The 19,065-nt window shown below is 67.0% G+C and carries 20 protein-coding genes; 9 read left to right on the top strand and 11 right to left on the bottom strand.

The genetic code is table 11. The annotated features are described in order from the left end of the window. Positions 1–62 precede the first annotated feature (62 nt). Positions 63–524: a VOC family protein gene (locus tag EHF32_RS12825; protein WP_137418545.1), complete on the bottom strand. Its 462-nt coding sequence runs from the start codon at positions 522–524 to the stop codon at positions 63–65. A 100-nt stretch (positions 525–624) separates the two neighbouring features. Between EHF32_RS12825 and EHF32_RS12820 the strand changes: the two genes are divergently transcribed. Further along, positions 625–1,575, top strand: a complete 951-nt coding sequence (locus EHF32_RS12820; RefSeq protein WP_137418544.1) for a helix-turn-helix transcriptional regulator — start codon at positions 625–627, stop codon at positions 1,573–1,575. Here EHF32_RS12820 and EHF32_RS12815 read toward each other — a convergent pair. Continuing rightward, entirely contained in the window at positions 1,562–2,176 is a 615-nt protein-coding gene (locus EHF32_RS12815) for a GyrI-like domain-containing protein (protein ID WP_137418543.1), read from the bottom strand. The two genes, EHF32_RS12820 and EHF32_RS12815, sit on opposite strands and share 14 nt — an antisense overlap. Positions 2,177–2,275: 99 nt before the next feature. After that, positions 2,276–2,560, bottom strand: a complete 285-nt coding sequence (locus EHF32_RS12810) for a putative quinol monooxygenase (protein WP_137418542.1) — start codon at positions 2,558–2,560, stop codon at positions 2,276–2,278. A 95-nt stretch (positions 2,561–2,655) separates the two neighbouring features. On the opposite strand from EHF32_RS12810, the gene EHF32_RS12805 reads away from it, so the two are divergent. Further along, the gene (locus EHF32_RS12805; RefSeq protein ID WP_137418541.1) at positions 2,656–3,057 is read left to right on the top strand and encodes a DoxX family protein; all 402 of its coding nucleotides are present in this window, start codon (positions 2,656–2,658) and stop codon (positions 3,055–3,057) included. 17 nt (positions 3,058–3,074) lie between these two features. Here the strand turns inward: EHF32_RS12805 and EHF32_RS12800 are convergent, their stop codons facing one another. Then, positions 3,075–3,653, bottom strand: coding sequence for a TetR/AcrR family transcriptional regulator (locus EHF32_RS12800; RefSeq protein WP_202876818.1), 579 nt, complete (start codon positions 3,651–3,653; stop codon positions 3,075–3,077). A gap of 46 nt (positions 3,654–3,699) precedes the next feature. Here EHF32_RS12800 and EHF32_RS16110 point away from each other — a divergent pair, with 46 nt between their 5' ends. The 3 genes from EHF32_RS16110 to EHF32_RS12790 are packed head-to-tail and all read left to right on the top strand — an operon-like array spanning position 3,700 to position 8,735. Next, positions 3,700–5,205: a GNAT family N-acetyltransferase gene (locus EHF32_RS16110; protein ID WP_238343707.1), complete on the top strand. Its 1,506-nt coding sequence runs from the start codon at positions 3,700–3,702 to the stop codon at positions 5,203–5,205. A 33-nt stretch (positions 5,206–5,238) separates the two neighbouring features. Further along, on the top strand, positions 5,239–6,999 hold the full coding sequence (locus EHF32_RS16105; RefSeq protein ID WP_238343706.1) for a restriction endonuclease: 1,761 nt from the start codon (positions 5,239–5,241) through the stop codon (positions 6,997–6,999). A gap of 26 nt (positions 7,000–7,025) precedes the next feature. Continuing rightward, positions 7,026–8,735 carry an ATP-dependent nuclease gene (locus tag EHF32_RS12790; protein ID WP_161594111.1) on the top strand — a complete coding sequence of 570 codons (1,710 nt, stop codon included), beginning with the start codon at positions 7,026–7,028 and terminating at the stop codon, positions 8,733–8,735. 181 nt (positions 8,736–8,916) lie between these two features. Here EHF32_RS12790 and dnaB read toward each other — a convergent pair whose 3' ends face one another. Next, positions 8,917–10,281 (bottom strand): replicative DNA helicase, encoded by a 1,365-nt coding sequence (gene dnaB / locus EHF32_RS12785; protein WP_137418539.1) that lies wholly within the window; start codon positions 10,279–10,281, stop codon positions 8,917–8,919. A 550-nt stretch (positions 10,282–10,831) separates the two neighbouring features. Here dnaB and EHF32_RS15805 point away from each other — a divergent pair. Further along, positions 10,832–11,863 carry a hypothetical protein gene (locus EHF32_RS15805; protein WP_161594110.1) on the top strand — a complete coding sequence of 344 codons (1,032 nt, stop codon included), beginning with the start codon at positions 10,832–10,834 and terminating at the stop codon, positions 11,861–11,863. Between the two features lie 97 nt (positions 11,864–11,960). After that, the gene (locus EHF32_RS15935) at positions 11,961–13,514 is read left to right on the top strand and encodes a hypothetical protein (protein WP_192900644.1); all 1,554 of its coding nucleotides are present in this window, start codon (positions 11,961–11,963) and stop codon (positions 13,512–13,514) included. Between the two features lie 64 nt (positions 13,515–13,578). Here the strand turns inward: EHF32_RS15935 and rplI are convergent, their stop codons facing one another. From rplI to rpsF, 4 genes are read right to left on the bottom strand one after another with little or no spacing between them, the layout of a single operon-like run. Further along, positions 13,579–14,031: a 50S ribosomal protein L9 gene (gene rplI / locus EHF32_RS12760; protein WP_137418537.1), complete on the bottom strand. Its 453-nt coding sequence runs from the start codon at positions 14,029–14,031 to the stop codon at positions 13,579–13,581. An 11-nt stretch (positions 14,032–14,042) separates the two neighbouring features. Next, positions 14,043–14,297 (bottom strand): 30S ribosomal protein S18, encoded by a 255-nt coding sequence (gene rpsR / locus EHF32_RS12755; protein ID WP_137418536.1) that lies wholly within the window; start codon positions 14,295–14,297, stop codon positions 14,043–14,045. 26 nt (positions 14,298–14,323) lie between these two features. Continuing rightward, positions 14,324–14,842 carry a single-stranded DNA-binding protein gene (locus EHF32_RS12750; RefSeq protein WP_137418535.1) on the bottom strand — a complete coding sequence of 173 codons (519 nt, stop codon included), beginning with the start codon at positions 14,840–14,842 and terminating at the stop codon, positions 14,324–14,326. A 5-nt stretch (positions 14,843–14,847) separates the two neighbouring features. Then, complete coding sequence (rpsF, locus tag EHF32_RS12745) at positions 14,848–15,204, bottom strand: 30S ribosomal protein S6 (RefSeq protein WP_137419238.1); 357 nt, start codon at positions 15,202–15,204, stop codon at positions 14,848–14,850. Between the two features lie 189 nt (positions 15,205–15,393). Between rpsF and EHF32_RS12740 the strand changes: the two genes are divergently transcribed. Both EHF32_RS12740 and EHF32_RS12735 read left to right on the top strand, forming a co-directional pair. Further along, positions 15,394–16,383 (top strand): hypothetical protein, encoded by a 990-nt coding sequence (locus tag EHF32_RS12740; RefSeq protein WP_137418534.1) that lies wholly within the window; start codon positions 15,394–15,396, stop codon positions 16,381–16,383. After that, positions 16,380–17,441 carry a hypothetical protein gene (locus EHF32_RS12735; RefSeq protein ID WP_137418533.1) on the top strand — a complete coding sequence of 354 codons (1,062 nt, stop codon included), beginning with the start codon at positions 16,380–16,382 and terminating at the stop codon, positions 17,439–17,441. Before EHF32_RS12740 ends, EHF32_RS12735 begins: the two co-directional genes overlap by 4 nt. An 18-nt stretch (positions 17,442–17,459) precedes the next feature. Here the strand turns inward: EHF32_RS12735 and EHF32_RS12730 are convergent, their stop codons facing one another. Then, complete coding sequence (locus EHF32_RS12730) at positions 17,460–18,206, bottom strand: amino acid ABC transporter ATP-binding protein (protein ID WP_202876817.1); 747 nt, start codon at positions 18,204–18,206, stop codon at positions 17,460–17,462. Continuing rightward, positions 18,203–19,063: an amino acid ABC transporter permease gene (locus EHF32_RS12725; RefSeq protein WP_192900643.1), complete on the bottom strand. Its 861-nt coding sequence runs from the start codon at positions 19,061–19,063 to the stop codon at positions 18,203–18,205. Before EHF32_RS12725 ends, EHF32_RS12730 begins: the two co-directional genes overlap by 4 nt. Positions 19,064–19,065 lie beyond the last annotated feature (2 nt).

The following is a 19,065-nucleotide window of genomic DNA, read 5'->3' as shown; positions in this document are numbered from 1 at the left end:
GTCACGGGCCGGGTGGGGCGCCTCGGGGTTCTTCGGCCCGCGGCGCCATCGCCCGGCACGTGTCAGCCGGCGTAGGCCGCCTGCACGTCGACGACCCACGTCACGCCGAAGCGGTCGGTGAGCATGCCGAAGCCGGGGCTCCACGCGGAGGCGGCGAGCGGCTCGATGATGTCGGCGCGCTCGGCAAGACGCTCCCAGATCACCGTCATCTCCTCGAGCGACTGGCCGCGCACGGACTGGAAGAACGTGCGGTCGGTCAGGGTCACGCCGTTCGCGCGGCTGGTCGTCCCGGCATCCGCGGTGCCCGCATCCTGGCCGGGGATGTCGTAGGCCATGACGCGGAATCCGTCGGCACTCTCGAGCTGGCCGAAGACGATGCGGTCGGCACCGGGCGTGTCGGCGGGCATGCCCATGTCCGCGTAGGTGGCGACGATGAGGTGGCCGCCGAAGACGGACTGATAGAACTCGAGCGCCTCGCGTGCGGCGCCGCGGAAATTGAGGTGGGTGGTGGTCGTGATCGTCATGGTGCGTCCTCGGTAGATGGGATGCGGCGAGCGCCGCGATCTCCACGTTCGACGACATAGAGGACGCTTTCTGTCCGCTACTCGATCGAGAATGGAGAACATGTCCGCGACGTCTTCCCGCATGTTGTCGCTGTTGTCGCTGATGCAGGCGCGGCGCGACTGGCCCGGCGGAGTGCTGGCCGAGCGCCTGGGCGTGACTCCGCGAACCGTGCGCCGCGACATCGAGCGGCTTCGGGCGCTCGGCTACGTGATCGACGCGGCGAAGGGCCCGGACGGCGGCTACCGACTCGCCGCAGGGAGCGAGCTGCCGCCGCTGCTCTTCGACGACGACCAGGCGGTCGCCATAGCCGTCGCGCTGCAGAGCGCTCCGGCGACGGGTGTCGATGTGGCCGAGGGCGCCGCGCGAGCCCTCGCCACCGTGCGGCAGGTCATGCCCTCCCGGCTGCGGCACCGCATCGACGGCATCCGTTTCACCGACGCCGCAGGCTCGGACGCGGTCGACCCTGCCGTGCTCGAGGCGGTGAGCGCCGCGACCGAGAACCGCCGCATCCTGCGCTTCGACTACGGCGACGAGCTCTCGCGCCGTGCCGAGCCGCACGCCGTCATCGCCCGCGGCGGTCGGTGGTATCTCGTCGCGTGGGATCTCGACGCCGAGGACTGGCGCATCTTCCGGCTCGATCGGATGGTGCCCCGCATCCCGCTCGGGGCGCGGTTCGCGCCGCGGCCGATTCCCCACGGCGATGCGGTGGCGTTCCTCGCGGCGCGAATGAAGGGCTCCGACAGCCCGGAGACGTGGCCCGTCTACGGCGAGGTCCTCCTGGAGCTGCCGCTTCGCGTTGCCGCGCCGTGGCTGGGGGACGCGGAGGCTGCCGCCGTCTCGGACGGCTCGTGCCGCATCCGGGTCGGGTCGTGGTCGTGGGCCGGGGTGCTGTCGTGGATCCTGCGCTTCGATGCGCCGTTCACCGTGCTCGGACCGACGGAATTCGTCGCCGCGGCCCGCTCGCTCTCCGCACGGGTGGCGGATGCGGCGGCGCCCGTCAGCTCGGAGTGACCGGCTGGCGAAGGATGGTCCGCAGCTTCTCGGGCGCGGCGCGCCGCGGATCCCCCAGGTATATCTCGTGATGACGGCCGTTCCACGTGAAACCGAGCTCCGGCATGAGCTCGTCGTGGAGGTGCGCCAGTATCGGCGCTTCGTCGTCGTAGGGACCGATGTGGAGGGTCTGCAGGCAGAGCCCCTCGGTCATCGTGAGGTGCGTCACCTGCGCGATCGGTGCGGCGGGCTTCTTCGCGGATGCGGCGGTGAGCCCCGCCGCGACATCCTCCGCGGTCACCGGGGCGGGCAGCGGGATCAGCATCGTCCAGTCCCAGTCGCTCTTCCTGCCCTGTACGAAGGTGGTGGGGTCCTCGCTCGACCACAGCCCCTCGAGAGGTCCGACGACGAAGTCGGACCCGGTGCGCTTCTTGAAGGCGCTGCGGACCTGGTAGCCCGACACGTACAGCGCCTCGACCGCAGCTCGGTACGCCGGTTCGGTGTTCGGGTCGCCGTGCCCGTCGATCGCGAGGTACTGCATCTCGGGCACGTCGACCTGGACGAACCGACCGGATGGGGGCTTGTACAGCGCCCCGAGATCCCGCTTGAGGTCGTACCGCATCCCCTGCTCCCTCGCTCCGTCTCACCCCGCTCGCTCAACGTACCGACGCCCGCGGACGTTGAGCGAGCAACGCCGGTGCAGGTGCCGGCGGCTCCGGGGTCAGTCGGCGAGTTCCGCGATCACGTACTTCCGCTCGATCCCCGCGGTCACGCTGCCCCACTCGCTCGCCGCGACGCGCTCCTGGTGCGCGCGGAACGCCTGCTCCGTGGCGAACAGCTCCGCCACATCCCACACGAGCGGGTCGGCCGTGGAGGTCACGTCGAACCGGATGCAGCCCGCCTCCGCCCGCGTGAGCTCGATGTGGCGCGGCAGGTGCGTCGCGACGATGGCCGCCTGCTCGTCGTTCGCGCAGATCAGGGTTCCGGTGAGCTGGATGCGAGGCATCCGTACATTCTGGCTGCAGGCAGGGATGGCGACGAGTCGAGGTGTCTTGCCGAGTTCCGCCCCCGTTCCCGGGCGAGCAGCCGCACAATGGCCTGATGACCCGTCGCGCGAAGAAGCCCACCGCCACCATCCCATGGACCGTGATGGTTCCGTTCGCGGTATCGGGCGTCGTCCATCTCGTCCGCCCCAGCGTCTTCACGCCGATCATCCCGCGCGCGCTTCGACGCTGGGACAAGGCGCTGGTGATCGTCTCAGGCGTCGCCGAGCTGGCGTGCGCGCTCGGACTGGCCGTGCCGGCGACGCGCGTTGCTGCAGGCCGCGCGAGCGCGGTGGTGCTCGCCGCCGTCTGGCCCGCGAACGCGCAGATGAGCATCGACCTCGGACGCCGGGCCCGTCGCCGGCGCACCCTGAAGGCGTGGGCCGCGTTCGCGGTGTCGCTGGCGCGGCTGCCGCTTCAGGTCACGCTGATTCAGCGGGCGCTCGGTCACTCGCGCTGACGATCCGGTCGGATCACCTACCCGAGCTCGCCGAGGATCCCGTCGAGCAGCGTGACCTGACGCTCCGGCGGGTACGCCGACGGATCGAGCACCGCTTGAACCGTCAGGCCGAGCACGAACGAGTGCACCGCCTCGGTGACGCGCTCGACTCGCTCATCTTCTCGATCGTCGACACCGAGGAACTCGGCCACGAGGCCGGCGACCTTGGCCCTGCTGGCCCGGTAGCGCTCGGCGTGCTCGGCGGCGTGGCGCACGTCGGCGAGGGCCGCATCCCAGGATGAGATCCAGATGCGGTTCGACGTCTGCGAAACGGCGTCGAGCGGGAGCATGTCGAGGAGCGCGGACCGGAGATCCGCAGGACCCCCTGCGGTGGCGGGACGTTCCCGCGCGCCGGAGCGCTCGGCGAGCAGCTCGAGCGCGAAGCTCGTCAGCTCCCGCTTCGACGGGAAGTAGTGCGTCACGACGCCGGTCGTCGCATCGAGTTCACGGGCGACCGCGCGCATCGACAGGCCCGCGAAGCCGGACTGGTCGAGAACGCGCCACACCGCCGCGGCCACGTCCTCGCGCCGCTGCCGGTACGCATCCGATCCCGTCATCCGCTCAGTCTGGACGACATAACAGTCGTTATGCAACGCTGGTCCCATGTTCCGACACGAGCTCGACGCGACCGCCTACCTGAGCCCCCTCGAGATCTGGCAGGCGGAGGAGTTCGCCGACCACCTCGACCGGGCGCGCGAGTTCATCCGCCCCTGGGTCGGGCCGTCGTTCGTCACGGACTCCGTCGAGGGCGCCACCGCGACCCTTGCCCGCTACGCCGACTCGGCCGCCGCCGACGGCGGGCGTCTCTACGGGATCTGGGTCGACGGCGTGCTGCGCGGCGGCGTCATGTTCGTGAGCTTCAGTGCCGCCGCCGGAGTCTGCGAGATCGGATGCTGGCTCGAACCGGCCGCCGAGGGACGAGGGCTCGTCATGCGAGCCGTCTGCACGCTCCTCGACTGGGCCCTGCTCGGTCTGCGCAACATGGAAATCGCGCTAACACCCCCACAACTGCTGGCCAATATCCACGCAGTACAGCGGGCGCGCGGGCTGACGCTCTCGACGGACCTAAAGGATCCGATCAAGAAGTCCGCGGCCCCGATCAATCTCGATGTCGAGATGGAGACCGGCACTGGCAAGACCTACGTCTACATCAAGACAATCATGGAGCTGCACAAGCGATATGGGTGGTCGAAATACATCGTCGTCGTGCCGTCGATCGCGATCCGCGAGGGTGTGAAGAAGTCCTTCGACATCACGGCCGAGCACTTCCAGCAGCTCTACGGCACCAAACCGCGGACGTTCATCTACAACTCCTCTCGATTGCACGAGATCGAGCGGTTCTCATCCGACGCAGGCGTGCAGGTGATGATCATCAATGTCCAGGCCTTCAACGCCACAGGCAAGGATGCCCGACGCATCTACGAAGTGCTCGACGACTTCCAGTCCCGCAAGCCGATCGACGTGATTGCGGCGAATCGGCCGATCCTGATCATTGATGAGCCGCAGAAGATCGAGGGGGACGCAAAGAAGCCGTCGAAGTCGCTGGAGACCCTGACATCGTTCAACGCCCTTTTCGCGTTGCGGTACTCCGCGACGCACCGGATCGAACGCACCAAGGTGCATCGGCTCGACGCCATCGATGCCTACAACCAGAAGTTGGTGAAGAAAATCGCGGTGCGTGGCATCACCGTCAAGCATCTGGCCGGAAGTGGCGCGTACCTGTACATAGACGGCCTCGAGATCGGCAAGGGCGCCGACTTCCCGAAGGCGCGAGTCGAGCTGGAGGTGCAGACCGCCCAGGGCATCAAGCGGCAGGTGAAGCGGCTCTCGCGGCGTGCGAATCTGCACGACATCTCGGGTGGCATCGAAGCGTACAAGGGCCTCTTCATCCGTGACGTTGACGCCATTCGCGACAGGATTGAGCTGAGTAATGGTGAGTATGTCGGCGCCGGCGAGGTCACCGAGGACGTCGCCGAAGACCAGAAGCGGCGCATCCAGATCCGCGAGGTCATCCGAGCCCACCTCGCCAAGGAGCGCGAGCTATTCGCGCAAGGGATCAAGACGCTGTCGTTGTTCTTCATCGACGAAGTCGCCAAGTACCGCGACTAGGAGCGCGAGGACACCCTCGGAGAGTACGCCCGAGTGTTCGAGGAAGAGTACGAGGCCGTGCTCGCCGACTACCTCGGCGAACTCGACCTGGATGAAGCGGCTGAACGCTATCGAGCCCACGTTCAGGCGATTCCGGTGCGCTCGACCCACGAGGGATACTTCTCGATTGACAAGAAGACCAAGCAGTTCGTCGATGGCAAGATCGCAGCACGCGGCGACTTCGCAGGTCAATCGGACGACGTCGACGCCTATGACCTCATCCTCAAGGACAAAGAGAGACTGCTCTCGTTCGAGGAGCCGGTCCGATTTATCTGGTCACACTCCGCGCTCCGCGAGGGCTGGGACAATCCGAACGTCTTTGTGATGGGCATGCTAAAGAAGAGCGACAACACTACAACTCGGAGACAGGAGATCGGCCGTGGACTGCGCCTATCGGTCGACCAGCACGGAGAGCGGATGGACAATCCCGTAACCGTCCACGACATCAACGAGCTGACCGTCGTTACCGACGAGTCCTACACCGACTTCGTGACCGCGCTCCAGAGGGAGATCATCGAATCGCTGTCCGCGCGGCCCCGCAAAGCAAGCGTCGAATACTTCGTCGCGAAGACGATCACGCTGGCCGACGGATCCGCAAGCGCGCTCGAGAAAACAGTCGCGCAGGCTCTCTACTTCCACCTGATCAAGAACGACTACATCGACGAGTCTGGCCTGGTCACGCAGGCTTATAAGGACGCGCGCGACGAGGGGACCCTCGCGGCCCCGACCTCGGAGGCACTGAAGCCGCTCATCGACTATGTCTGGCCACTCGTCGACGCACTCTACCTCGACGTGCCGAAGCCGACCGATGGGCGCAAACCGAAGAGGATCCCGGTCAACGAAGCCAACTTCAACAAGCGCGAGTTCCAGGAGCTCTGGGGACGCATCAACCACAAGGCCGTCTATCAGGTCGATTTTGACTCCAATGAGCTGATCGACAACTGCATTCGTGTGCTCGACACCTCGCTCAACGTCACGGTCATGCAGTACCTCGTCGAGAGGGGCAACCAAGTCGTCGGCCTCGAACTGGAACAACTGGAAGCCGGCACGGGCTTCAAAGTCTCCGAAACGAAGGTCGAGCACTCGGCCGTGTCAGCAGGTTCGACCGTCAAGTACGACCTCCTGGGCGAGATCGCGGAGAAGACGCAGCTCACCCGACGCACCTGCGCCGCAATCCTCACCGGCATTCACCAGGGCACGTTCGCGAAGTTCAAGCAGAACCCCGAGCAGTTCATCACCGAAGCCGCCCGTCTCATCAACGAGCAGAAGGCAGCCGTCATCGTTGAGCACCTCAGCTATGACCCGCTCGACAATCGATACGACTCGTCGATCTTCACGGAGAACCAGACCGCTCAGGACCTGTCCAAGGCTGGCGACAAGCTAAAGAATAGTGTCTACGAGTATGTCGTCACCGACTCCAAGGTGGAGCGCTCCTTCGTCGAGAAGCTCGACGTCAGTGATGAGGTCGTCGTCTACTCGAAGCTGCCACGCGGGTTCTTCATCCCCACACCGGTCGGCGACTACAACCCCGACTGGGCCATCGCGTTCCGCGACGACGATACGAAGATCAAGCACGTCTACTTCGTGGCCGAGACCAAGGGTTCGCTGTCCACTCTTCAGCTGAAGGGCGTCGAGAACGCCAAGATCGAGTGCGCCCGCAAGTTCTTCGCCGCGCTCAACGCGAAGACCGATCGAGACGTCACCTACGACGTCGTCTCCGACTACTCCGAGCTGATGCAGTTGGTGACGGGTTGAACGCGCCAGCAACGCAGGAGCGTGACGTGCGTGTTACCAGACTTCGAATCGAGAAGTTCCGCGCGATCGCGAAAGCCGAGATCGAACTCGGCGAGACGGTTGCTTTGGTTGGTCAGAATGGTGCAGGGAAGTCGACAGTTCTTCGCGCTCTCAACGCATTCTTCAACTTCGACGACGAAAGGCCTGCTTTTGAAGCGGGAGCACATCGGTACTCCAATGCGACGCAGGCGATCATCGAGCTCACGATCGAAGGTCTCGCAGGCACGGAACTCCCGACTTCTGGCACAAACGGCGAGTTTCGAGGACGTCTCAAGTACCAGAGGAAGCCCGTCTGGCAGGTCTGGCGGGCTGGCGAGTGGGATACAGTCTCGAACTTCGCAGACTCGCTGCGAGAGCACATCACCTACGCGCTCGTGCCGATCCGACGCGACCACGAGGTCGCACACAGCGCCACTGGGGGTTTGCTCGAACGCGCAGTGGAGGAGTGGGTCAGCAGCCACAGCCAGCGGGATCGTCGAAGTCCAGAGATAGCCAAGGTTGCTGACCGTCTTCGCGAGAAGTCGCTGTCAGGGCTCGAGAAGCAACTCCGATCTATTGCCCCTCTCGACGGCCCGTTCTCGTTCGAGTTGAGCTATGCCGTGCCCCCGGACTACCGCCTGCTCCTTCAGAACCTGGCCCTCGCCGTGCGCGAAGGCGGCCAGACCATCCCACTTTCCGACAGCGGGAGTGGGACGCAGAGCATGGCTGTGTTTGCTCTGTACGCATACCTGGCCGAGTTGCAGAGCAAGAGGTACCTTCTGGGACTGGAGGAACCCGAGCAGAACCTGCACCCGCAGGCTCAGCAGCAGTTGATGCGCAATCTTTCTCGGCTCGGGCTCCAAGTCATCTTTACCACGCACTCTCCTACCATCGTTGACATGCTCGATCACGAGCACGTGGTGCTCTGTAAGCGGACAAGCAGCAACCGGCGAGATCTCGAGGTGGAGCTCTCGCAGATCAGCCGAACGTTCTTTGCCGACCACGGGCTCGATAGAGACCGCTACTACAAGTTCCACCGACGCCGGAACTCTGAGTTCCTGTTCGCGGACTTCGTTGTCGTCACGGAGAGCCCGATCGACGCCGCCGTTATCGAGCGTCTCCTCGAAGACGCGGGAACGCCAACCGATCAACTTGGGGTGAGCATCGTGTCACTGGACGGTGGGGTAGGTAAGGGCAGTGTCGACTACATGTTCCAGCTCCTCCGGGGTCTGCAGATCAACGCGGCATATGTCGTCGATCGTGATTATTTCGTGCCCTACAAGAACGGGTCCCGGGATGCCAGTCTCGACAGCCGCGGGTTCCCACAGTACGAAGCGCGCCTCCAACCGGGTTGTCTGTTGACGACGCTTGTGCCGAGCCTTTCCGCTCGTACGCGGCTGATCGAAGATCTTGTCAAGCGCCCAAGCGAGGCCCTGAAGGCGCTGGCAGATCATGGCTTCTTCTGCTTCATGTGGGCTTTGGAAGTTGACCTCGTCAACGCGGCAACTCCGCGCGCCCGGATGTTCGACCACTTTCAGATACCGAACGACAAGCGCACGACCCGTGAGCTCCTGAAGAATCGTGGAAAGGTCATCAAGAAGCAGGAGGTCCTCATCTCCGCTATCTCCGGCCTCTCAGCGAACGCGCTTCCCAACTCTTACAAGGCGCTCCGGAGAGAGATACCCAAGCTCGCTGCCGGGTCCCGGGGGCGAGCGTAACCCCTCCAGTCACCACTCGATCCTGAGTCGTTGGACTCGACATTTCTTTCGCCCGGGACGCCGACTGGATCGGCTGCCGGCTTGCCGACCGGGACCCGTCGGACGCCGAAATGTCCATATGGACACACCGTGGACATTTCATCTGCGAAATGGACAACTTCAAAAAAACCTACAGTTCCCGCTACATCCCCGCGGCCATGTCGGTGAAGCGCGAGAAGTGACCCTGGAAGGCGATCTCGATCGTCGCGGTCGGACCGTTACGGTGCTTGGCGATGATGAGGTCGGCCTCGCCCGGGCGCACATCCTTGTCGTACACCGAGTCGCGGTGCAGCAGCATGACCATGTCGGCGTCCTGCTCGATCGAGCCGGACTCACGCAGGTCGCTCACCTGGGGGCGCTTGTCCTGGCGCTGCTCGGATCCACGGTTCAACTGCGACAGCGCGATGACGGGAACCTGCAGCTCCTTCGCGAGCAGCTTGAGCGCACGCGAGAACTCGCTGACCTCCTGCTGGCGCGACTCGACCTTCTTGCCGCTGGTCATCAGCTGCAGATAGTCGATGATGACCATCTTGAGCCCGACGCGCTGCTTGAGGCGTCGGCACTTGGCGCGGATCTCGACGAGCGTCATATTGGGGCTGTCGTCGATGTACAGGGGCGCGTCGTTGATGCGGCCTCGGGTGGCGGCGACGGTGGTCCAGTCGCGCTGGTCGAGCGTTCCCTTGCGCATGTTCTGCAGCGGGATGGCGCCCTCGGCGCTCATGAGCCGCATGGCGATCTCGCTGCGGCCCATTTCGAGCGAGAAGAAGATCGCCGGCATGTTGTGCTTGATCGCGGCCGCGCGGGCGAAGTCGAGCGCGAGGGTCGACTTACCCATCGCGGGACGGGCGGCGACGACGATCATCTGACCGCCGTGCAGACCGTTGGTCAGCTCGTCGAGCTGCGCGAAGCCCGTCGGCACACCCGTCATCGAGCCGTCGCGACCGCGAGCGGCCTCGATCTCCTCGACGGCCGCATCCACCGCCGTCGTGAGGGGCACGTAGTCCTCGGTGGTCTCGGTACCGGTGACCGAGTAGATCTCGGCCTGCGCCGAGTTCACGATCTCGGTCGCCTCACCCTGACCGGCGTAGCCCATCTGCACGATGCGCGTGCCGGCCTCGACGAGACGACGTAGCAGCGCGCGCTCCGAGACGATCGAGGCGTAGTAGCCGGCGTTCGCCGCCGTCGGAACGATCGAGGTGAGCGTGTGGAGGTAGTCGGCGCCGCCCGCGCGCTGCAGGTCGCCGGTCTTGATGAGCTCATCGGTGACGGCGATGACGTCGGTCGGCTCGCCGTGCGAGTAGAGCGTGAGGATGGCCTCGAAGATCAACTCGTGCTTGGGGACGTAGAAGTCAGCGCCGCGCAGGCTCTCGATGACGTCGGCCACCGCATCCTTCGAGAGGAGCATGCCGCCCAGGGTGCTCTGCTCGGCGAGCACGTCATGCGGGGGCGTTCGTTCGTACTCGCGTCGGGGCTCGAGGCGGTCCGCTGGGATGTCGGCGATGGACACGAGTGCCCACACTCCCCTCTGGCGCCGGAAGGCGTCGCTGTTCGAACGTGATCGACCCGCGTTCCGCGCGCCCGCGCACGCGAAAACGGACGATGCGTAAGCACATCACCCGCCTCCGACATCGCGTCTCCCCTGACGCACGCGGGCCCTTTTCTCGGGCCGGCTCTGAAGCCTCCCCCACGCTAAAGTCGGCCCATTCTCCATGCAAACGGCCCTGTGGATAACCCTGTGGGGAAATTGCGCGAAACGCCGCGCACCCTGTGGACGGATACTGTGGATAAGTGGATAACAGCCTCCCGGAGACGCCACTTTTAAGTCTCTTGATCTGGGATTTCGCGTTACCCACACCTGCGGAATGTCATGTGGTTGAAGTCCTGCTTTAAGGTTGCGAATCGACCTGAGTTGTGCACAGGTCCGGTCTTGGGATGAGGAGTTCGGCACGCTGGCGCCTGCCACGTTTCCCTCCATTGCGCAAGCCCCCTCACGTCAGACCCGCCTACCAGTAAGTTGCCGGGCACAACTGGCCTGCCGATGACGCACAGGGGGTGACGTGGACGAGTCAGTGAACGGATCACCGCGACGCGTGGGCCGGATTCTCCTGCTCGCCGCCGGCGTCGGCCTGCTCTGGGCGAGCATCTCCGTGCTGACCTCCACCTCCTCCGCGCACGCGGACGACGACGATCGCGGCGGCCTCATCGGGCTCGTGGGCGGCGTCACAGGCGCGGCGTCAGACCTCGTCGGCGCGACCACGGGGGCGGTCGGCGACATCCTTCCGCCCGTCGCCCCCGTGACGGATGCGGCCTCGCAGACGGTCTCGACCGTGACGACCGCCGTGTCGGACACCGTCGCCTACGTGCCCGAGGTCGTCCCGGAGCTTCAGCCCGTCGTCGAGCCCGTCGTCACGGAGATCGTGCAACCCGTCGTCACAGAGATCGTGCAGCCCGTCGTCACCGACGTCGTGCAGCCGGTCGTCGACGGGGTGGGTGGGATCGTAGAGCCGGTTCCCGTCGTCTCCGACGTCGTCGGCGCGATCGACCTTCCGAGCGTGGTGGGCGTCGTTTCTGGCGTGGTCGGCGCTGTTCCCGGTGTGGTCGGCTCGGTGGACGACACGGTCGGCACCGTCATCGGCACGCCCGGTCAGCCGACGAGCGGGGGAGTCGTCCCGTCCGTTCCCATTCCGGGCACGGATCAGGTGTCCGAGCCCGGCGCGAGTCCTCACCCGACGCAGGAGGCAGCCACCGCAGCCCTCGTGGCCGCGCTGACAGCAACGGTGGACGCGCGCCATGCGAGCGTCGCGGGAGCCGGCGGAGCCGCGTTCGCCACGCCGAGTGCGGCCGCGCCCGCCCGCAGCCTGGATCTCTTCGGCGCACCGCCGTTGCCCGCACACTCCGCTCCGTGGGAGGGCTCTGCGCCCTCTGGCTCGTCTTCCTCGGGCTCCTCGTCCGGCCCGCTGAGCTTCGCCCTCGGATGGGTGAACGGCTCCGCGTGGCCTGGTTCCGCAGGTTCGGCCGTCGCTCCCCGCGATGGCGACGATGATCTTCCCTCCTCCCCGGTCTTCGACACCGACGTCGCCCCCGACTGACCGATTCGGGTCGCGTCTCGCACGCGACACATCCCTGCACGCTCGCGTGCATCCGCGCTTCCGCGCGGTCCGAATCGATCAATCAGGAGACAGAATCATGCGTACATTCGCAAAGCGAGTGCTCCTCGGAGCGCTCATCGGCGGCGGCATCGCCATCGCCGGAGCAACGGTCGCCAACGCGGCCGAGACAGACGGGCAGGACGGCCTGCTCTCGGGCACCCAGGGCCTGATCAACGTGGCGGTCCCCGTCACGGTCAGCGGCAACGCCATCTCCCTGCTGGGAGACTCCGCGTCGCAGGATGCGGCGACCGAGGTGGCCGCGCCCACGGCCAGCACGGGCTCGAACGAGACGTCAGGCACCGACGGGATCGCCAGCGGCACTCAGGCGCTGGTCGATGTGACGATCCCCGTCACCGTCAGTGGCACGAGCATCTCGCTCACCGGCGACAGCACGTCGTCCGGCGCCGAGACGGCTCCCGCCGCGCCGACATCGGATGCGGGATCGCCCGCCACCACCGACGGAACCGACAGCGTCGCCGGCGGTACCCAGGTGGTCGCACCCGTCACCGCCCCGGTCACCGTCAGCGGGAACGCCATCTCGCTGCTCGGTGACAGCGACACCACGGACGCCACCACCGCCACGGGAACCACCGGATCCGGCAGCGCGGACGGCGCGATGACCGGCGGCTCCGACGGTGCCGTCAGCGGCACCCAGGTCGTCGCACCCGTCACCGCCCCGGTGACGGTCGGCGGCAACGCCATCTCGCTGCTCGGCGACAGCACGAGCAGCGACGCCGCCACGGCACCCGCATCCACCGGCTCGGGCAGCGCGGGCGGCGCGATGACGGACGGCACGGACGGCATCCTCGGCGGCACGCAGGCGGTCGCCCCGATCGCGGCTCCCGTGACCGTGGGCGGCAACGCTATCTCCCTCACCGGGGACAGCACCACGACCGACGCCGCCACGGCGGCCGGCACCACCGGCACCGGCAGCACCAACGGCGCGATGACCGGCGGCACCGACGGCATCCTCGGCGGCACGCAGGTGCTCGCACCGATCACCGCTCCCGTCACGGCGGGCGGCAACGCCATCTCGGTGACGGGCGACAGCACCTCCACCGACGCTGAGACGGTCTCTCCGACCGGCAACGGCACGGTCCCGGCACTCACCTCGGGTGAGGACGGGATCCTCGGCGGGACGCAGCTGGGCCTTCCCATCACGGCGCCGATCACGCTGGGCGGCAACGCCATCTCGGTGACCGGCGACTCGACCACCGAGAACCCGGGTACCACCCCGGGAACCCCTGGTGAGCCCGGAACGCCCGGTGAGCCCGGAACGCCCGGTGAGCCGGGAACTCCTGGTGAGCCGGGAACGCCTGGTGAGCCCGGAACGCCCGGTGAGCCCGGAACTCCTGGTGAGCCCGGCACTCCCGGAACGCCTGGTGCCCCCGGTACCCCGGGAACGCCCGGTGCGAACGGAAGCCCCGCTGCGGTGACCGGCGTCGTCAGCGCCGGCGCTCGGACGGCTGACGGATCCCTCGCGATGACGGGCGGAGCGGATGTGGCGGGCCTCGCGCTCGGCGCCTTCCTCCTGGCAGGGTTCGGCGCGCTCATCGCGCTGATCGCCCGCCGCCGTCACGCTCGGATCTGAGGGTGGAAACGGCGGATGGCGGGGAGTCTCATCGACTCCCCGCCATCCGGCATGCCTGAAGGCGTTACTTCGCGGCGACCACCTGGAGGGAGATCACGGCGGTCACGTCGTCGCGAAGACGAACCGTGGCCTCGTGCACACCCACCGACTTGATCGGCGACGTGAACTGCACCTTGCGCTTGTCGATCTCGCCGATGCCGGCGGTCTTGACGGCGTTGGCGACGTCCTCGGTCTTGACCGAGCCGAACAGACGACCCTCAGCGCCCGCCTTGACGGTGAGCTTGACCTTGTCGGCCTCGAGAGCGTTCTTCAGTGCGACGGCGTCCTCGTGGTCGTGGATCGCGCGAGCCTCGCGGGCGGCGCGGATCGACGCGACCTGCTTCTCGCCACCACGGGTCCACGCGACAGCGAAGCCCTGGGGGATGAGGTAGTTGCGGGCGTACCCGTTCTTGACCTCGACCACGTCACCGGCGCTACCGAGCCCGGTGACCTCGTTCGTGAGAATCAGCTTTGCCATGTCGGTACCCCTTACCGGCCTGCGCCAGCGTAGGGCAGGAGCGCCATTTCACGGGCGTTCTTGATCGCGCGGGCGATCAGACGCTGCTCCTGCACCGAGACACCGGTGATACGACGGGCGCGGATCTTTCCACGCTCCGAGATGAACTTGCGAAGCGTGGCGACGTCCTTGTAGTCAATGACGCCGACGCGGATCGCCTTCGCGGGAGCAGCGTTCTTCGCGCCCTTCCGCGGCTTGCGGCGGTCGCCGCTCGACTTTCCAGCCATGTTGTTTCCTTAAAAGAAGTGTGTTGTCAGAACGGGGTGTCGTCGCCGTAGGCGCCGGGGGCGCCCCATGCGTCGGCACCGTTCGCCGTGTTGTTGCCGCCGGCAGGCGAGCCGGGGGTCGCCCACGGCTCGTCGGCGACCTGGGCACGCGGCTGTCCGCCGCCACCACCGCTGTTACCACCGGCCGCGCGCGTCACCTGAGCGGTGGCGTAGCGCAGGCTCGGGCCGATCTCGTCGACCTCGAGCTCGATGGAGGTGCGGTTGTTGCCCTCACGGTCCTGGTAGGAGCGCTGCTTCAGGCGGCCGGTCGCGATGACGCGGCTTCCCTTCGTCAGCGAACCCGCAACGTGCTCGGCGAACTCACGCCACACCGATGCACGAAGGAACAGCGCTTCGCCGTCCTTCCATTCACCCGACGCGCGATCGAAGTTGCGCGGCGTGGAGGCGATCGTGAAGTTCGCGACGGGGAGCCCGTTCTGCGTGTAACGCAGCTCGGGATCGGCCGTGAGGTTACCCACGACGGTGATGACGGTTTCGCCGGCCATGAGCCTTAGGCCTTTGCTGCCTTCGCGGGAGCGGCGGCCTTGCGGGCTGCCTTCTCCTCGGAGCGCTTGGCTTCGGCGGCGACCTGAGCGATCGCCTCTTCGGCGCGGAGAACCTTGGTACGCAGGATCGACTCGTTCAGCTTCAGCTGACGATCGAGCTCCTGGGTGGCCTCGCTCGTGGCGACGAAGTTGACGACGGCGTAGATGCCCTCGGACTTCTTCTGGATCTCGTACGCGAGACGACGACGGCCCCAGACATCGACCTTGTCCACCGAACCGCCATCGTTGGTGATGACCTTCAGGAACTTGTCGAGGTTGGGGGCAACCTGACGCTCGTCGATCTCGGGGTCGAAGATGACCATGAGCTCGTACTGGTGCGAGTGCGTCACTAACCCACCTCCTTCGGACTAGAACGGCTACCGGGCACTTCCCGGCAGCAGGAGGGTGTAATGCACGTGCCGGGACACAGACGTATCCAGACAACCTCAGAAGTCTAGCGGATGCGGCCCGCCGCCGCATCCGGGCCGGATCGGGGCCGGTAGCGTGGCCGCATGGAGTGGACCCCGGACGTCTCTGTCGGCGATTGGCTGCGCGAGCGGACGGACGATCCCTGGCAGGGAACGATGCACGATGTCGTTCCCCGCGGATTCGCGGCCTACGCCCGCGTGTTCCACCCGACGACGCGGTCGCGTCCGGTCGGGATGGCGTGGCCGCCTCTTCCGCAGGACGAGCACCGCCGCGCGTGGGACGCCTTCGCCGACGCGCAGCCCGAGATCGACACCGAGGCCGCCCGATGGCGGGACGCCGCCGCATCCTTCGGTACCGAGCTGCACCCGGCCGCGCAGTGGGGCGCGCTGGTCGGCCGCGCGCTTGTAGACGGCCCCGTCTACGGCGCACGCTCGCGCTCCGACGACGGGTGGGAGTACGACGCCCCGCGCGAGGGCGAGTTGGATGCGGCGACGCTTGCCGCGATCGGCCGGCACCTCGCCGCCCGCGGCACCGCCGTCGGCTACGCCGCCGTGTGGGAGGGCTGGGGCGGACTGGTCGGCCATCTCGGGATCGCCCCGTCGCGGGCGTTCCTCTCCTCCTCGTCCGACGAACCGGACCTCGAGCGCCACCAGGAGATGCTCGCCCACGCGATGCACGATCCCTTCAACCGCCCGTACGCGAAGGAGAGCTGGCAGCCCGGCATCCTCGACGACGCCGTCTCGCGCGGACCGCGGCTGTCGCTGCCCGGCCGCGACTACGTGCTGTTCTGGGGACCGCTGGACGTCTTCGCCGATCCGATGTGGCCGCACGAGGTCCCGTGGCGCGACCAAGAGATGGAGCGCGCCGGATTCGCGCAGTTCGCCGCATCCCCGTCGCTCATGTGGCCCTCGGACCGGTCCTGGGTGCTGGCGACCGAGGTGGACTTCGACTCCACCATCGTCGGCGGCGACGCGGCGCTGATCGAGGCACTGTGCGCCGACCCCGCGCTCGAAGCCCTCCCGCTGCCTGCGGGTTCGTCGCTGCAGTGGGATGCGGATGCGGTGAACCGATGACCCTCGACACGGCGCCGCTCACCGCTCCGGTCAACCCCGCCGAGCTGAAGGAGTTCACCCGCAGGAATCCCACCAGGACGGGACCCGACGACGGGGCCCTCGGCAACGCGATGCTGCTGCTCGGGGTGGGCGGGACCGCCTTCGCGCTCTTCGCGGTCTTCGTCGGTCTCGTGGGCGAATCCCTCGAGGTCACGCTTCTTTGGGGAGTGCTGCCGTTGCTCGGCGCCCTGCTGCTCGCTGCCGGCGGATGGAGATTGTCGGGCGAGGCTGTCGAGCGGCATCACGTTTTCAAGTACCGGACCGACATGTTCGCGCGGTCCAACGGTCTCGTCAACGAGTGGAAGGAGATCGACCGCGATCTGCCGGGTGTCATCTTCCACCGCGGCAAGTTCCGGGCGGCCTTCCCCGTCCTGCGCCGCGAAAGCGGCCGCTTCGTCGAGTTCGCGAACTACCGCTACTCGAACCAACGGGGTGCGACACACCACTGGGGCTACGTGGCGATCAAGCTCGATACCGCGTTGCCGAACATCGTGCTCGACGCGCTGGGCAACAACGGCCTATGGGGTCAGTCCAACCTGCCCGTCACGCTCGGCCCTGAACAACGCCTGAGTCTCGAGGGCGCGTTCGACCAGTACTTCGCGCTGTACTGCCCCGAAGGTTACGAACGCGACGCGCTCTACCTCTTCACGCCGGACATCATGGCGCGGCTCATCGATCATGCCGCCCAACTGGACGTCGAGATCGTCGACGACTGGTTCTTCCTGTACGCGAAGCGTCCCCTGGTCACCACGGACCCCGCGACCTGGACGTGGCTCATGACCACTGTCGATGCCGTCACTCAGAAGCTCGACCGATGGACGCGTTGGCGCGATGACAAGCTGCCGGAGACCGCATCCGACGAGCCGCTGCCTCCGCTGATCACCCCACCGCCCGCCGTCGCCGCCGGCGGTCGGCGTCTGCGCCAGAAGCGGGAACTCGTGAAGGGCCTGCTCATCCTGGCCGCTTTCGTCGGCGCCTACGTGCTGGCGCTCGTCTTCCTGTTCTCCCTCCCCCGCTGAACCCAGCGCTGCACGGGCTCAGGCGAGGGCGCCGCCGCGGCGTTCGCGCTCGAGGAACCGGATCGTCTCGGGATGCTGCGGGGCGTCGAACACCTGCGCGGGTGTCCCCTGCTCGATGATCGTGCCGCCCTGCATGAACACGATGCGGTCGGCCACCTCCCGCGCGAACGACATCTCGTGCGTCGCCATCAGGATGGTGGAGCCGCGGGTCTTGAGCTCGCGCACCAGATCGAGCACCTCGCCGACGAGCTGCGGGTCGAGCGCGCTGGTGATCTCGTCCAGCAGCAGGAGCTCGGGATCGGTCATGATCGCGCGCACGATCGCGACGCGCTGCTGCTGCCCGCCCGAGAGACGGTCCGGGAACTCGCGCGCCTTCGCCCCGAGGCCGAGCGTCTCGAGCAGCTCCATGCCGCGCGCACGCGCCTGCTCGCGCGGTACGCCGTGCACGCGACGCGCAGCCAGCGTGACGTTGTCGATCACGCGCAGGTGCGGGAAGAGATTGAAGTGCTGGAACACGACGCCGATGCGGGCGCGCACCGCATCCTGATCGATCGTGGGGTCGGTGATGTCGTCGCCGCTGAGCAGGATACGGCCGTCGTCGACCCGCTCGATGAGGTTGATCGTGCGCAGCAGCGTCGACTTGCCCGAGCCGGAGGCGCCGATGAGCACCACGACCTCGTGCTGGGCCAGGCTCAGGTCGATCCCGCGCAGCACCTGGTGGTCACCGAAGTCCTTGCGCACGCCGATGACGTCGAGAACGCTCACACGACACCCCCGGTCTGCTCGCGGCGGGCGAGGCGGGCCGAGACCCAGTCGGTGAGACGGATCATCGGCAGGCTCATGGCGACGAACAGGAGCCCCGCGACGATGTACGGGGTGAAGTTGTACGTGGCCGCGACCTGGATCTGTGCGGCGCGCACGGCGTCGACGGCACCCAGGACGGAGATGAGTCCCACATCCTTCTGCATCGACACGAAGTCGTTCATGAGGGCGGGCACGACCTTGCGCACGCCCTGCGGGATGACGACGATGCGCAGGGTCTGCGCGTGGCTGAGGCCGAGGGAGCGGGCGGCGATGCGCTGCGAGGGATGCACCGCCTCCATGCCCGCGCGCAGCACCTCCGCGACATACGCCGAGTAGGTGAGCACGATCGCGATGGTGCCCCAGAGCACGACCGGCACACGGCCGAAGATGCCGAGGGCGGGGATGCCGAACCCGACGAGGTACAGCACGATCAGCAGCGGCATCCCGCGGAAGAGGTCGGTGTAGACGGTGGCGAGGGCACGGAGCGGGAAGAACACCGGGCCGCGCAGCGAGCGCATCACGGCCAACAGCGTGCCGATCACGGCGACGGCGAGGGCGGCCACCAGCAGCACCTGGATGTTGACCCACAGCCCGGCGAGCACAGAGGGGAAAGCGGCGAGCGCGATGTCGACGTCGAAGAAGCTCCGGCGCACGTCCTCCCAGCCGGGGCTGGAGACGATCGCGTAGCCGATGACGGCCACGAAGACGACGGTGCTGGCGAGGGCGATCAGCACCGATTTCGTGGACTGCCGGCGCCGCGTGGCGCGCCGGGCGAGCTCGAGCTCGCTCGGCTGCCACGCGGCGTCGGTGGTGGTCATGT

Origin of the sequence: Microbacterium sp. RG1 (genome assembly GCF_005347485.1) — a bacterium.
GTDB classification, from domain to species: Bacteria; Actinomycetota; Actinomycetes; order Actinomycetales; family Microbacteriaceae; genus Microbacterium; species Microbacterium binotii_A.
This window is presented reverse-complemented; position numbering and strand designations above follow the sequence as displayed.

Bases quoted from the DNA above. Each gene is read 5' to 3' on its own strand.
- rpsR (WP_137418536.1), bottom strand. From the start codon at position 14,297: ATGGCTGGAAAGTCGAGCGGCGACCGCCGCAAGCCGCGGAAGGGCGCG.
- EHF32_RS12825 (WP_137418545.1), bottom strand. From the start codon at position 524: ATGACGATCACGACCACCACCCACCTCAATTTCCGCGGCGCCGCACGC.
- EHF32_RS12810 (WP_137418542.1), bottom strand. From the start codon at position 2,560: ATGCCTCGCATCCAGCTCACCGGAACCCTGATCTGCGCGAACGACGAG.
- EHF32_RS12805 (WP_137418541.1), top strand. From the start codon at position 2,656: ATGACCCGTCGCGCGAAGAAGCCCACCGCCACCATCCCATGGACCGTG.
- rplI (WP_137418537.1), bottom strand. From the start codon at position 14,031: ATGGCAAAGCTGATTCTCACGAACGAGGTCACCGGGCTCGGTAGCGCC.
- EHF32_RS12735 (WP_137418533.1), top strand. From the start codon at position 16,380: ATGACCCTCGACACGGCGCCGCTCACCGCTCCGGTCAACCCCGCCGAG.
- EHF32_RS12800 (WP_202876818.1), bottom strand. From the start codon at position 3,653: ATGACGGGATCGGATGCGTACCGGCAGCGGCGCGAGGACGTGGCCGCG.
- EHF32_RS15935 (WP_192900644.1), top strand. From the start codon at position 11,961: ATGCGTACATTCGCAAAGCGAGTGCTCCTCGGAGCGCTCATCGGCGGC.
- EHF32_RS12725 (WP_192900643.1), bottom strand. From the start codon at position 19,063: ATGACCACCACCGACGCCGCGTGGCAGCCGAGCGAGCTCGAGCTCGCC.
- EHF32_RS12820 (WP_137418544.1), top strand. From the start codon at position 625: ATGTCCGCGACGTCTTCCCGCATGTTGTCGCTGTTGTCGCTGATGCAG.
- EHF32_RS12750 (WP_137418535.1), bottom strand. From the start codon at position 14,842: ATGGCCGGCGAAACCGTCATCACCGTCGTGGGTAACCTCACGGCCGAT.
- rpsF (WP_137419238.1), bottom strand. From the start codon at position 15,204: ATGGTCATCTTCGACCCCGAGATCGACGAGCGTCAGGTTGCCCCCAAC.
- EHF32_RS12815 (WP_137418543.1), bottom strand. From the start codon at position 2,176: ATGCGGTACGACCTCAAGCGGGATCTCGGGGCGCTGTACAAGCCCCCA.
- EHF32_RS16110 (WP_238343707.1), top strand. From the start codon at position 3,700: ATGTTCCGACACGAGCTCGACGCGACCGCCTACCTGAGCCCCCTCGAG.
- EHF32_RS12740 (WP_137418534.1), top strand. From the start codon at position 15,394: ATGGAGTGGACCCCGGACGTCTCTGTCGGCGATTGGCTGCGCGAGCGG.